The organism is Runella rosea, assembly GCF_003325355.1.
GTDB classification, from domain to species: Bacteria; Bacteroidota; Bacteroidia; order Cytophagales; family Spirosomataceae; genus Runella; species Runella rosea.
Map to the genome: position 1 here is coordinate 4,783,548 of NZ_CP030850.1, position 13,416 is coordinate 4,796,963.

9 protein-coding genes are annotated in these 13,416 nt (G+C 47.2%); 1 reads left to right on the top strand and 8 read right to left on the bottom strand.

The features are described 5' to 3' along the window. The first annotated feature begins 97 nt into the window (after window positions 1–97). Window positions 98–1,018, top strand: a complete 921-nt coding sequence (locus DR864_RS19860) for an AEC family transporter (protein ID WP_114068604.1) — start codon at window positions 98–100, stop codon at window positions 1,016–1,018. Between the two features lie 41 nt (window positions 1,019–1,059). Here DR864_RS19860 and DR864_RS19865 read toward each other — a convergent pair whose 3' ends face one another. The 8 genes from DR864_RS19865 to DR864_RS19900 all read right to left on the bottom strand — a co-directional run bounded on the left by DR864_RS19865 (window position 1,060) and on the right by DR864_RS19900 (window position 13,310). Continuing rightward, a complete protein-coding gene (locus tag DR864_RS19865) occupies window positions 1,060–3,276 on the bottom strand; it encodes a B12-binding domain-containing radical SAM protein (protein ID WP_114068605.1) in 2,217 nt (738 codons plus the stop codon). Window positions 3,277–3,353: 77 nt separating this feature from the next. After that, entirely contained in the window at window positions 3,354–5,033 is a 1,680-nt protein-coding gene (locus tag DR864_RS19870) for a PNGase F N-terminal domain-containing protein (RefSeq protein ID WP_114068606.1), read from the bottom strand. A 49-nt stretch (window positions 5,034–5,082) separates the two neighbouring features. Then, a complete protein-coding gene (locus DR864_RS19875; RefSeq protein WP_114068607.1) occupies window positions 5,083–6,045 on the bottom strand; it encodes a glycosyl hydrolase family 18 protein in 963 nt (320 codons plus the stop codon). A gap of 22 nt (window positions 6,046–6,067) precedes the next feature. Further along, window positions 6,068–7,837: an SGNH/GDSL hydrolase family protein gene (locus tag DR864_RS19880; RefSeq protein ID WP_114068608.1), complete on the bottom strand. Its 1,770-nt coding sequence runs from the start codon at window positions 7,835–7,837 to the stop codon at window positions 6,068–6,070. 56 nt (window positions 7,838–7,893) lie between these two features. Continuing rightward, window positions 7,894–10,017, bottom strand: a complete 2,124-nt coding sequence (locus DR864_RS19885; protein WP_114068609.1) for an alpha-galactosidase — start codon at window positions 10,015–10,017, stop codon at window positions 7,894–7,896. Window positions 10,018–10,330: 313 nt separating this feature from the next. Further along, window positions 10,331–10,777 carry an IS200/IS605 family transposase gene (gene tnpA / locus DR864_RS19890; RefSeq protein ID WP_114068610.1) on the bottom strand — a complete coding sequence of 149 codons (447 nt, stop codon included), beginning with the start codon at window positions 10,775–10,777 and terminating at the stop codon, window positions 10,331–10,333. A 2-nt stretch (window positions 10,778–10,779) separates the two neighbouring features. Next, entirely contained in the window at window positions 10,780–11,826 is a 1,047-nt protein-coding gene (locus DR864_RS19895) for an isoaspartyl peptidase/L-asparaginase family protein (protein WP_114068611.1), read from the bottom strand. Window positions 11,827–11,873: 47 nt separating this feature from the next. After that, window positions 11,874–13,310: an alpha-L-fucosidase gene (locus tag DR864_RS19900; RefSeq protein ID WP_114068612.1), complete on the bottom strand. Its 1,437-nt coding sequence runs from the start codon at window positions 13,308–13,310 to the stop codon at window positions 11,874–11,876. Between the last annotated feature and the right edge of the window lie 106 nt (window positions 13,311–13,416).

Here is a 13,416-nt window from a genome sequence, read left to right on the forward strand (position 1 = left end):
GACAAAAAATTATACTTTTCAAAGTTTTAGGAAAGACTAATTATCACTTTATTACTTTTGTACTTCCAAAGTAGAAGAATCTTCCCATCCCGTTCAAATGAATCAAACCAACAGTATATTCTTAATCACCCTCGGCATTGCGACGATGGGCTTTTTGATTAAAAAATTTGATTTTGTAACCGAGCAGGATGGCAAAGCTATTTCAAAATTTTTGATGCACACCACTTTTCCCGCGCTGATGATTGTCAGTATGCTTCGCATCAAATTTGAACCTACGCTTTTTCTTATTCCGTTGATTTGCATTGCCTTGGGGGTTGTTATGACTTTGGTGGGATGGGTTTGGTTTAAAGATTATCCCAACCGGCTGCGCGGTGTGCTGACCATGTCGTGTGGTGGGCTGAACGTGGGGCTTTTTGCGTTTCCTATCATTGAGGGTATTTGGGGGCGCGAAGGACTGGTGTACGTGGCGATGTTTGACATCGGCAACACCATCATCACCTTCGGATTGGTTTATTCGGTAGGTAGTTATTTTGCGGTAAAGGGCGAAGGAAGGGTGAATTATGGAAGAGTGTTGAAAAAAGTCATTCAATTGCCGCCGTTGCAGGCGATGTTCATTGGATTGACTATCAATGCCTTAAAGATAGAATTGCCAGTGGTTGCTTATGATTTTTTGGATGTACTGGCCAAAGCCAATAAGCCGCTTGTGTTGCTGCTCATGGGGATTTACATGAGTTTTTCGTTGGAGCGAAGTCAGGTGTGGGCAGTGGTGAAGGTCCTGACGATTCGTTATGCCTGCGGTTTTATCGCGATTTTGCTTTTGTACGTATTGATTCCCGAGCCTACCCTTGCGCGTAATGTGCTGTTGGTCTGTGTTATACTCCCGATTGGGATGACCATTCTTCCCTTTGCCGACGAGCTTAATTACGACTCGCGTATTGCGGGTGTGTTGGTGAATATCTCGCTGTTAATCAGCTTTTTGCTGATGTGGGGCTTGGTGGTTGGATTAAAATTGGCGTAAGGGACAGAAGTCAGGAGTGAGTAGCGAGGAGTGAGAACGAATTATAGAATTAACAGCCCATTCTCGCGCAATTGCTTCCAGGCTGTTGTCTTGCAAAAAGCGTCAAAACTTCCAAAGGATTTAGTTTCAAAATCGCTTTGTAATTGTTGATGTAAAAAAGGCTTATCGAAATTAGCAATGGCAATTTTTGGGAATATCTCCATCCAAAAATCCCCCATTGCTGCGGGTACTTCAAGTACCAAATCATGTTTTTTGTGGTAAAAATGTAGTTCGGCCATCTGCACCGTTTTTTTGCCTTGTTTTACCTCAAAATAGGCCAATGAAGGCAGGTTTCCCAACCAAACTACAAAGGCATTTTTACGAATCGAATCTTCGTACTGGGTAATTTGCTTTTGAATATAATTGGGAGGAATGGTCGTGGAAGGCACTTTGAACGGAAACCACTTATTGAGTGGAATCTCAAACCCTACGCCGTGCATATAATTGAACAGCGACTTGCGCAAACCTTCCCCAAACAGGTCGTGATTGGCCCCCGTTGGGTCGTTGTGGTAGAGGTCGTTGTCGGCAAAACCGCCGAAGTCGGGACCGATTCGTTGTACATCGAAGGCTTCGGGTTGTAAGCCCACGGGGCTATGTGAGGTCATGGCGAAGCGGTGCCAAAAGCCCGATTGCAACACGCCATTTTGGAACAATTGCCGCACCATTTCCAATGAATCAACGGTTTCTTGCGTGGTTTGGGTCGGAAAACCGTACATCAAATAGGCATGAACCATGATGCCCGCTTGCGTAAAACCGTCGGTGACGCGAGCAACCTGCCCTACGGTTACGCCCTTTTTCATTTTTTCCAACAATCGGTCCGAGGCAACTTCCAACCCACCCGACATGGCAATACAACCAGACGCCTTCAAGAGAATGGACAAATCGTGCGTGAAATTCTTCTCAAAACGAATGTTGGTCCACCAAACGACGGTCAGTTTCCGACGAATGATTTCGATGGCTACGTCTCGTAACAGCGCTGGTGGCGCAGCTTCGTCCACAAAATGAAAACCGTTTTGCTTGGTTTTCTGGATGATTTCTTCAATGCGGTCGCAGATGAGCGAAGCCGTGAGCGGCTCGTAGTTTTTGATATAATCAAGCGAAATATCACAGAAAGAGCATTTTCCCCAGTAACAACCGTGCGCCAAGGTCAGTTTGTTCCACCGGCCGTCGCTCCAGAGGCGGTGCATCGGATTGACAATCTCAATGACTGACAAATACTCCATCAGCTTCAAATCGGTGTAATCGGGCGTGCCCGTTTCGCGTTGGGCAACGTCTTTTTCGGAGGCTCCGTTGTGGAAAACGACGTGGTTATCCACCAATGAAAAAATACGCTTGAGTTTTTCCAGCGGTCGTTTTTGTTCTAAGTACTCTAGCAGCGAGCGCAGCGGCGCTTCCCCATCGTCTAAGCAGACATAATCGACGTAGTCAAACACGCGCGGGTCTGACAGTGAGCGGAGTTCGGTGTTACAAAAACCACCCCCCATTACGATTTTGATGTCGGGGTAGTGTTTTTTTAGGTATTGACCGCATTTAAAAGCCCCGAAAAGATTGCCTGGAAAGGGCACGGTCAGGCAAACGACCGTCGGCTCAAACATCTTGATTTTTTGGTCGAGCAAATCAGTGAGCAGTGTAGTAATCAGCGTATCAGTTGCTTGCAGCGAAGCCTGCATTTCATCAAAATGTGTAGCCGTGCGGCCCAAACGCTCGGCGTAGCGGCTAAAACCAAAATGCGGGTCGATGCTTTCCTGAATAAAATCCCCCAAATCTTCCAAATACAGCGTGGCCAAGTGACGGGCTTTGTCTTGCGTGCCCATGGTGCCAAAGGCCCATTCGAGATCCTCTACTTCTTTGAAGCGGGAGGCTTCGGGAAGGTACGTACGGTCACAAATGCTGTGAGCGAGTGTGGGATTTTTGTTCTGTAGAAAAAGAATAACGGGCTCAATGGTCGTAATGTACTCGTCGCGGAGACTATAGATGCGGAAGGCATTGTCCGACAGTTCGATGTCATGCTCGGCGCGGTCAAGGGCGTCAAAGAGTTGGGTAAGTCCGTCGGGAGAAAAAAGCGCCAAAATGACCTCAATGCCCAAATCTGCCTGCCATGATGGCACACCCAACGTGTTCAAAAAACCCTTGATGTAGGCCGTGGCCGGGTAGGGAGTATTGAGTTGGGTAAACGGCGGGGTGAGCAGTAAAAGCTTGTTTGGGGAAACCATGCGCATGGGAAATGAGGCAAATAAATGCACGAAGGTAACGAAATGTACGCAGGAAAGTTACCTTCGTGCCGTTTTACGCCATCCTACCATTCGCCCATTAGCGCACCAGATACGTTCCATGCGCTGAAGCTACCGCCTTCGGGGAGGCCCTGTGGTATGTGGACTTGGAGGGTATGCTTGCCAGCGGGTAGGTTGCCCAATTCTATCCAAATTGGGTTGGTGACCGTGCCTGGGCACCAGTTGGAGCGACTCAGATCAGAAGAGGAGAGCCCGTTGTTGAAATTGCCCGAAGCAGGATTGACCAGCCGGTAGCTGCCGCAGTCGGCGCGCCAAGGCGTGATGGTAAAAATCTGTCGGCCGTCTACGGAGATTGTATTGGCTTTGGGTACAAATTCGTCGCCGTTGCCCCAGCCACCGTGGCCAGTTGTAATGTAGCGGAGTTTTAGGTTTTTGGCCCCTTCGGGTACATCGAAGGTCACTTGTAAGCCTTTTTCGTTGTTGAACATTGTTCCGTATTCCTGTCCCGCCATTTCCATGACGTTAGTGGTGTTAAAAAGCGGCACGATTCGGGATTGCTGCTTAGCGGTGGGGCGTTCGTTGGGGTGAACAGAAAAATTGAGACTTACTTTATGGCCGCCTTTGTCGTAATTACCGATAAAAACCGCAACCCACACTTCCTGGCCGTTGTAGGCCGGCAGCAAGTCGCTGATGTCTTGGCGGTAATAAGTGGAATCAGCCCAAGTTTTGTTTTTGAGTTGTAAATAATTGTATTGACGCACGCCAAAAGGCGTAAAAAACCGCATCAATTCCAATACAGGCAGATAATCAGGCGTTTGTACAACGCCTTGATACTGTTTACCATTGCCGTTTTCGTAAATGGGTAATTCCTTTACCGATTTTTGCAGGGCGTCCAAAAACGATACTTTACGTTGGGTTGGAATCATAAACACCGAGCCTGTGCGGTCGTAGGCGTCGCCGTTGGAGTACTGCGAAAGTTCCAGAAAGACATTTGAGGCGGCCCCAACCGAGGGGAATTTTACTTTTTTGGCAATCACAGTACCGTGGGCAAACCGAACCACTTCGTTTGCGGCATGAACCGAATCCGAAAAATTGATGATTTGATGACTAAAAACGGGTAGCTGAATAAATCGACTTTTCCAGAGTTCATCTTTGTACGTGAGGGCATCTACCCGCTGTGGATGGGGTTGCGGAAGTTGGTTTTTGGCCGCCCAAGGGGTGTTTTTTTCAATCTTCACGGCTTCGGTTTCACTGTTGCCGTTGCGCACCATTTTCAAAACCAACCCTAAATTTTGCCCCAATGCCGAAGGCGCGCCTTTTATTTTTAGCTCTTCGGTGTACCAAAGGTCGATGCGGTTGGAGTTGACAACGGTAGTGGCTTTTTTGCAGGTGTACCCCAAAATTACTTGAGTATCAGAGAGTAATTCAATTTTTTGCTCTGCCAATGCTTTGCTGTCCTGCGTCATGAGGGTTTTGCCGTTGGCGAAAAATGCAATCTGGTACAGACTGTTGTCGGTTCGGTCTACAAAGCTGATTTCAAAAGGAGGTTTAGTCTCGCCTTTGATGGTTTTTTCTGACGAGACGCTCGTCCCAGAGGCCGATGCTAATACAATAATCGGGTCTTGATTGGGGGGTACTTTCCCGTTGTTTTTTCTTAGATACGTAATCTGCCAAACGTCGTTGGTTTGGGCATGGCTTTCGTAGAAACACAACAGTAAGAGGATGAATATCGGGAATGATTTCATAGTTTATGGGTTTTTTAAACCACAGAGAGACGGAGAGACACAGAGTAAACTATTGAGCGCCGCGTTTAATGGCTTTTAAAAGAGAATATTCGTCGTTGGTGTCGCAGGAAATTTCCCAAATCATGACGCCACCGCAACCGCGTTCTTTGGCCATGCGGGTTTTTTGTTCGATAGTCAACGTGCCGTTGTAGAAAGCTCCTTTCCAATAATCGTCCAACGGACTAGCGCCGTCTTTGAGCAGGGATTTGTAATCGGGTCCGTAGTTCCCCATTCCTTTTTTAGAATAAAAAGGCAAGCCTAAAAGGGTTTTGTGGACGGGGATTTGCCGCTCTTTAGTCCAATAATCTAAACTTTTGATGGCTAACGAATAAGGCGAATGGGCTTTGATGTAGCTCGGGCCGTAATCGTCGTCGTAGGCCATGAGATTGATCCAGTCCATTTTGTCCAAGGCTTCCTTTTTCATACCGTAGCCTTTTTTGCCGTAGGAAATCACCGCAGCAGTCAGTTTTTTGCCTTTTAGATGCAGAGAATCACCTAATTCATTCACCAACGCTACGTAATCATCGGCCGAGCGGCTGTCTTCGTCGGGGTATTCCCAGTCCAAATCCACGCCGTCGACGTTATAGGTGCGTACGAATTTCATTACATTTTTTACGAAAGTACGTCGTCCTTCGGGGCGTTCTGCCATTTTGTGAAAGCGCGTATCATCGCCGCCGCCATCACCAATGCCCCAGCCACCGATGGAAATGAACACTTGTTTCTTGTTTTTATGCACAAAACTGACCAACTTTTTCAGCGGTTCTGGGTCTCGTAGTGGCTCCAGCGTATCGCCTGTTTTGGCGGGAATGGCAAAAGCAAAATTGATGTGTGTCAGTAAGTCAATCGGGATTTGTTCGGCGGGAATGGTAGGAACGTAATAGCCCACTACTTTAAATTCTTTGGACTTGGTTTGAGCAAAAGAATTGAGAATTGTCAACAGAAAGACCGCAACGTAAGCAGCATTTTTTTTCATAATGGAATGGTTTGTTGAAGGGTTAATTCGCTTTTAAAATGGATTGTAATTCTTTACCTAAAAGTTCGTAACCAGCGGCGTTGGGATGCAGGCCGTCGGAAAACATCTTTTCGTCAATTTTGCCAGTTTTTAGTAATAGTGGTTTGCCAATATCGGCGTAACCAACGCCGATAGATTTGGTCAATGCCTGAATACCTTGGTTCAGCGTAATGACGCGGCTTTCCTGCTCACGACGCGGATAAATGCCCAACAGCGTGATTTTAGCTTTGGGTTGTTGGTTTTTAATGGCCTGCACCAAGAGTTTTAGGCCTTGAATGATTTCGTCGTCGGTGTTAAGGTGGAGGTTATTGGTACCGATGTTAATGATTATTTTCTCGGGCGAAATTCCGTCTAGTTCGTCGTGATACACACGCCAGAGCACATTTTCAACCCTGTCCCAGCCAAAACCGAAATTGCGGGTCTGAAATGGTTCGAGGTACTTTTGCCAAGCTTCAGCCCCTTTGATGCGATTATTGAGGGGTTTGCCACCCCAATTGTGGGTGATTGAATTGCCAATCATCAACACCTTGGTCGGCTCAGTCTGATTGAGTTTCAAGATTGCGTTGTGTCTTTCTTCCCAATTGTAGCTGCCCGGCTCTCGGTTGTGCCGTACGGGAATTTGGGTCTTGAGCGTGCCTACGGGTTGTTGCAAGATTTCACGTAACTTTTTTTCGTAAGCATCGGCATAACGCATCATTCCCAAATCGTTGGGGTGTGTACCATCTACCATACCTTCGTGGTCAATCCCAATCTCAGAGATGGGCAAGAGGTAAATGTTGGATACTTTTTCGTTCGTCAGTTGAGCAAAGGCTTCGCGTAAATCTTGATTGGCATCTTCAAAAAGCGGCTGACGATGCGCCATGAGATAGCTGTCGGTGTAGCCGTCGTGCTCGGTCAGTAAAATAGGCGTATTGGGGTGTTTGGTTCGCAAGGTTTTGACCGATTCGATGATTCGTTTCTGTAACTCTTTACGTTCAACAATGGGGTAAATCAGATTCGGTAAACAATCCAACACAAACACCCTAGCGTCGATTTCGTTGATGAGGTCAATAACCTCCTTTTCCAAACGCCCGTTCCCTGAAAAACCCAGATTAATCACCGTACGGTCGAGTTTGCGAGCTAGAATATTAGTCCAAGCCATGCCTGGGCGCGAGGCACACGCACCCTGCGCAATGGAAGTGCCATAGACCACAATGGGTTTTTCCAGCCGTTGCGGCAAAACGGTAAAAACACTGCCAGCTGGTACGCCAATCTCTAGGTCTCTGATGCTATTATACAACGGAAGAAACAGGCGGTATTCACGGCCTAATTTATGATAATTGTCGTTGGGTTTGAGTTTGTCAAAATTGTATTGAACCGTATCTTTAAAACTGTACTTCCCGTTTGCCAAATGCCAATTCCCGTCGCTATCAAGGCCATACAAGTCTACCCCGCTGACGCCCGTAGCGGGCATGTGCGGCATGGCAGCGTTGCCAGTCACTTTATAGCGAACAATGATCTGCGGGGCATCGCTCACAAACCGAATCGAAAGCCCTGCGCTGTTGCGCGAAAGATTCCAAACGGCTTTCCGAACGATATTTTCGGCCCTTGGTGGAAAGCGCTGAATGGTATCGCGCATTTCACCCGACCACGCCTGTCCATCAATGGCGGCAAACGGACTGTCGGAGGGTTTCCACCATTTAAGCTCAATGGGGGCCTGGGCCAAAACGATGGTAGAAAAAAGGCAAAGGAGAAATGTGTGCAGTTGTTTCATTGAAATAACGTAAAGGTCACCATGAAAGGGTCTATTCGTTGCATTAGAGGCATAAATCACTCTACTACCAGCCACGTATAGCCTTCGGCAGGAATAGTAACGGTGATTTCGGCGTTGTAATTTCTGTCCAATATATACTTTGCCGCTTTGCCTTCTTGCGTGCGAATCATGGCTTCTTTGCTCAAACCAGTGTAGTAGAGCGGCAGTTTTATTTTTCGGGTAATGGCCTCTTTTAGGGGATTATACACCATCATCAGTCCCTTTTCTTTCAACGCTGGATTTACGTGCATGATGCCGTCCCAGTCACGGCCATCAGGGCGGCGTAGGTGGAGAATGTCAGAATTGAGGATGTCGCGGTATTTTTTATACCAGTCGATGGTTTCTTTTACTACCTGTTTGGTGGCGTCGGTATCGTACAGGCGAGGGCCTCGGTAGCAGGCCTGCACGCCCGCGCCATAGTACTGCATCATGAGTTGTTTGTAGTCGGTCAGGTGCTCACTCAGCGGCTCCAAGACGGCGTCAGCGGTGCCGCCTTGATACTTGGTAAGAGGTACAAATCCCCAACTCATCGACGGTGTTTTTTCCCACAACCCGTCGTAAATATTCTGTCGATTGAGGATTTTTTGCTGTGCCCGCGACAACGAAAAGTTGACCTCACGATAACCTAGTCCAATTTTGTGCGAACCGTCCAGAAAGTACCAATCCGGTGCATTGATGTATATGCCACGGCCGTTGAGCCACTGGTACAATTCTTTTTGCATCGACATTTGTACCCACTGCGAGTCGTCCAGTCCTTTGTGGCCTGGGTGTTTGGTCGAAGCGCACACGTCGCCAGGGTAGGGACCGTCGTGTTCGAGTAAATCAAAGCCTGTTTCAGCGATAAATTTTTTCAGACTTTTTATGTAATTGATGCCCCATTTACTCGCCAAACAGGGCGCATGGCCAAAGAAAGCGGCTTTATCGGGCAAGCCCGTAACGGGGTCAATGACGTCGTTTTCGTCATCAATTCGGCGGCTGCTAAATAGTGAATATCCGCCTAGTTTAATGCCTTTGCTGTGGGCATAATCGGCTAAGGATTTGAATTTCTGAATGTTGGCGTCGGAGGCGTCTTCCATGTTAAGGCCGCTGCCAAAACTCAAAATGACCATTTCGTAGCCCGTTTCGGCACATTGGTCTATCACGCTTTTGACCTTTTCTGGCTCTGTGCTGATTAGGTGCATAAAAATGGGATTTTGAGTTGTCCACGGAAACAGCGTGCGGTACATTTTGCGGCGCGCTAAACCGTTGCGTTCGCGGTCGTAGGAGTCTAACAGTAATTCGTACGAACGAATGGAGGTGTAAGATTCTTTAGCAGCCAAATCGATGCCCACGCCCAACATCGGATACACTTCCACCACGCAGGGAGTTTCGAGGTAATAGTTGACCTGCGAGGTATAGCTGCTGTCGATTTTCCAGTGTGTGGCTTGGTCCGACAGCTCGTAGCGCATGGCGTTGTTGTAGGCAAAATTATTTTCGATGTAGAGCTTATGCGGCTTTTTCATCTTTTCGGGCTTGCCCACCACCGCCGATTCTTCTTCGGGCGTAGCCAATATTTCGTTTACTACTTGATTAATTTTTAGCTCGTTTCCTGACTTGTTTTCAATCGTTACCCATTTTTCTAATACGGGTATTCCGTCAAATATTTCATAATGCACGGCTACCTCGACACCTTTCAGCTCGGCGTTGTTCGAGGCAAAGTACAAGATTACGCCTTTGCCCGTCGGAAGGTTTTTGTTGGCCGTCCAGGTGGTAGGCTTCCACTCAAAATGGGTTTTTATAGCGACGATTTCGTGACGAATAAACTGAAAATCAGTCGAATTGCTATTTAATTGGTTTGTCCATTCTTCCAACAAATACGCATGTTCTTTTTGGCCGTACAGACCACCCACATTGTAGGTTTTGCCGTTGAGCGTTACGCGGGCTTCGGGCCGCACCGACCGCACAAACTGCTCGTTGGTCGTCAGGTTTTTGTAACTGACGGTAGCGGCATTGGGTGAAATTTGAATTTGGCGGGCAATGAGTCCATTGCTGATTTCAATGATTTGGCCATTTTTCAGGAGCTTCACTTCGCTCTTTTGGGCAATAGGCGTAATGAGCCAGTCCTGGGCACGGGCAGTGAGGGCGAGGAGGATTAGCAGCATACTTACTATTCTATGCCTTGCCCTGCTACTCGGTGCTCTACGGGTAACACCCGTAGTTACTGGTATTGAACCCCGTTGGGGTTCTAAAAGCCCGAAGGGCTTGCTAAGTGGTGTCGAGTAGTAATCCCTGTTACCCGTAGTTACTGGTATTGAACCCTGTTGGGGGTTTAAAAGCCCGAAGGGCTTGCTAAGTGGTGTCGAGTAGTAATCACTGTTACCCGTAGTTACTGGTATTGAACCCCGTTGGGGTTCTAAAAGCCCGAAGGACTTGAATGTGAGTGGCGGTGAGTAGCACTCACCGATGCCGACAAAGCTAAAGCAGGTATTTTTCATCAAATTCGATGTTATTCTCAATCAGAAGCCGTTTGTATTCATCATAAAACGTCTCTTTTTTGTGATGTTCTTTTTGCTTTTTGACGTAATTAATGATTTTATCCTTCTCACGGATGGAGTAAGTGAATGCTCCGTAGCCTTCCTGCCAAGCTTCAAAATCAGGAAAAAAACCGCTTTGCTTCATCCAAATACTGCTTGCCACTTTGATGTCTTTCACAAAATCAGCTAAGGCTATCGAAGGATGTAAATCGCAAAAAATGTGAATATGGTCTTCGACACCGTTGATGCGATATAATTTACATTTGTTGTTTTTGACAACACCCCAAATGTACTTATACATTTCTTCACAATGTGCCTCGTTAATAGTAGGGCGACGATATTTTGTACCGAAAACAATTTGATAGTAAATCTGCCGATAGCTGCTCATAGCTACTTTTTCGGAAAAATACTCTTCGCCATAAATACCTTACCACCGTCGTCGGCGTGCGTGACGGAGTAATTGAAGCCGTGGTGAATAGAGTACGCACCGTATTCGCCTTGCTTATTGATGGCGATGAATCCCACCTGAAAATCTTTGGCCTTGGTCGGGTTGATTTTTACAATGCGCTCCACGGCAATTTTGCAGGCTTCTTCGGGACTTTTACCCATGCGCATCATCTCCACAATGAGGTGCGTTCCCGCTACGCGAATGACTTCTTCGCCTTGGCCAGAACCCGTGGCGGCACCCACTTCATTGTCAACGTACAATCCTGAACCGATGATAGGGGAGTCGCCCACGCGGCCGTGCATTTTGAAGGCCATACCGCTGGTTGTACACGCCCCCGAAAGATTGCCTGCAGCATCCATGGCGATGGTTCCCATGGTGTCGTGGTTGGGTGTGCCGTCGTCAAAAAAGTTGGGGGCAAATGGGCCGCTTTTGGTTTTTTGACCTTTGCTTTGTTGCTGTTCGATGTTGATAACAGGCTTGTATTCAGATTTTTTCAGCCATTCTTTGTAAGTTTTCTCGGCATCGGCCGAAAGCTTATCGGGTTCTTTCTGAAAACCGCTTTCCAAGGCAAATTGCAGGGCGCCATCGCCTACGAGCTGGACGTGCGGAGTGTTTTCCATCACTTTTCGCGCTACCGAAATCGGGTGTTTGATGTGCTGGAGTGCCATTACTGAGCCGCAGTTGAATTTATCATCCATGATGCAGGCATCCAAGGTAACTTTTCCTTCCCGGTCGGGATTGCCGCCCAAACCTACGCAGCAATTGATGGTATCTTCGATGGAGCGCGCGCCAGCTTCCACGGCGTCCAGTGCCCGTCCGTTGGGTTGTTTCAATACTTTCCAAGCCACGGCGTTGACGGGCAAGCCACTGTCCCATGTAGAAACAACGATGGGCTTTGTCACGGCGATTTTCTTAGAAAATGCCTTGCTGAATGAAAGCAGCGGCAGGCTAAGCGCCGACCAACGGATGAAGTGTCTTCTTGATTGCATGTGTGTTAGTTTGTAGGTTGGGTAGTGTTCGTAAGAAAGTCTATACTTTACTTTGTGATTTTTAAAACGTAAGCATAACTATTGGGCGTTTTCTTCGCCAATTTTTCGGAAACCTGCACGGCTACTTTACCTTCTTTCATGGTCCATTTTAAGTTTTCGGGATTCCCTATGAGTGAAATTTTGGCGGTTTTATCCAAATTTAACTTTCCAATTTCGATGTTCGCTGGCAAAGCCTCGCCTTCATCGGCAAGATAAATCGCGTAGGTTGTGTTGGCGCCTTTGTGCGTAAAGACCCATTTACCCTGTTTGCCCACTTCATTGTCGCCTCGGGTTTCGTAAATAGCTTCACCGTTTACTTTTATCCATTTTCCGATTTCTTCCAAGCGTTGATAGGCTTCGGCATGAAAATCTCCGTCTGGGCTAGGGGCAATGTTGAGTAACAAGTTACCATTTTTAGAAACAATGTCGGCTAAGATATGAATCAATTTACGCGCTGATTTAAAGTTTTCTTTGGGAATGTAGCTCCACGAATCGCCCATCGTCATGCAGGTTTCCCACGGAATAGGCATGTAATGGTCAGGAATTTGGTGCTCGGGTGTCACGTAGTTTTCAAACTCGCCCGACACGGTTCGGTCTACAACCAACAAGCCAGGTTGAAGTTCACGGCCTCTTTTGGCAATGCGCGCCATGTCGATGTCTTGGTCGAAAGGAATGGCTTTTTGCCACGAAACGGTCGTATCAATGCTGCTGAAAGGCCGCACCCAACCGCCGTCGAGCCAGAGGATGTCCATTTTGCCATAATCGCTCATCAATTCTTCAATTTGGTTATAAGTAAATTTCTTGAAGCTTTCCCATTTTTGAGGATATTTGGCAGGATGGTACGACGGGTTGCGGTCTTTGGGCGGGAAATACGACCACCAATAGTCGTTGGTGTGCCAGTCGGGTTTGGAGAAATACGCTCCTACCATAAAGCCTTCGTTGCGAAAAGCGCCGAATACTTCTTTGGCAATATTGCTGCGGGGATTGCTGCCAAAGGGAGATTTTGTGATTTTGTAATCGGTTTGTTTGGTGTCAAACATGCAAAAGCCGTCGTGGTGTTTGGTCGTAAATACAACGTATTTCATTCCGGCATTTTTGGCGGCGGCGGCCCATTTTTCGGGGGCAAACTGCGTGGGATTGAAGGTGCTTTGCAGATTTTCGTAGGCTTTTTTGTACTCAAACCAATTGTCTTTATAGGGACCTTTGCGTTCGCACCAACCTTCATCTTCGGGGCAAAGGCTCCAACTTTCTACAATGCCCCATTGGCTGTAAAGGCCCCAGTGCATCAATAGACCAAACTTGACATTTTGCCACTGGCTCAGTTTTTGTTTTACCTGTGGGTCAGAAGGGGCCATGTATTTGCTGTGATTTTGCTCCGAATGTTGTTGGGCAACCAGCGTATGCGTAATCAGCAGCGTTAGTAAGAAAGAAAAACTTTTTTTCATTGGTTTTAATGGTCTTTTAAATTCGAGAATGTGAGGGGCATATTGGTGCGAATGACAAATGCGAAGAAATAATCAATAAAAGTCATCTTGGTTTATTTACGCTGCG

Coding starts and splice junctions, on each gene's coding strand:
- DR864_RS19860 (WP_114068604.1), top strand. CDS start 98: ATGAATCAAACCAACAGTATATTCTTAATCACCCTCGGCATTGCGACG.
- DR864_RS19865 (WP_114068605.1), bottom strand. CDS start 3,276: ATGCGCATGGTTTCCCCAAACAAGCTTTTACTGCTCACCCCGCCGTTT.
- DR864_RS19870 (WP_114068606.1), bottom strand. CDS start 5,033: ATGAAATCATTCCCGATATTCATCCTCTTACTGTTGTGTTTCTACGAA.
- DR864_RS19875 (WP_114068607.1), bottom strand. CDS start 6,045: ATGAAAAAAAATGCTGCTTACGTTGCGGTCTTTCTGTTGACAATTCTC.
- DR864_RS19880 (WP_114068608.1), bottom strand. CDS start 7,837: ATGAAACAACTGCACACATTTCTCCTTTGCCTTTTTTCTACCATCGTT.
- DR864_RS19885 (WP_114068609.1), bottom strand. CDS start 10,017: ATGCTGCTAATCCTCCTCGCCCTCACTGCCCGTGCCCAGGACTGGCTC.
- tnpA (WP_114068610.1), bottom strand. CDS start 10,777: ATGAGCAGCTATCGGCAGATTTACTATCAAATTGTTTTCGGTACAAAA.
- DR864_RS19895 (WP_114068611.1), bottom strand. CDS start 11,826: ATGCAATCAAGAAGACACTTCATCCGTTGGTCGGCGCTTAGCCTGCCG.
- DR864_RS19900 (WP_114068612.1), bottom strand. CDS start 13,310: ATGAAAAAAAGTTTTTCTTTCTTACTAACGCTGCTGATTACGCATACG.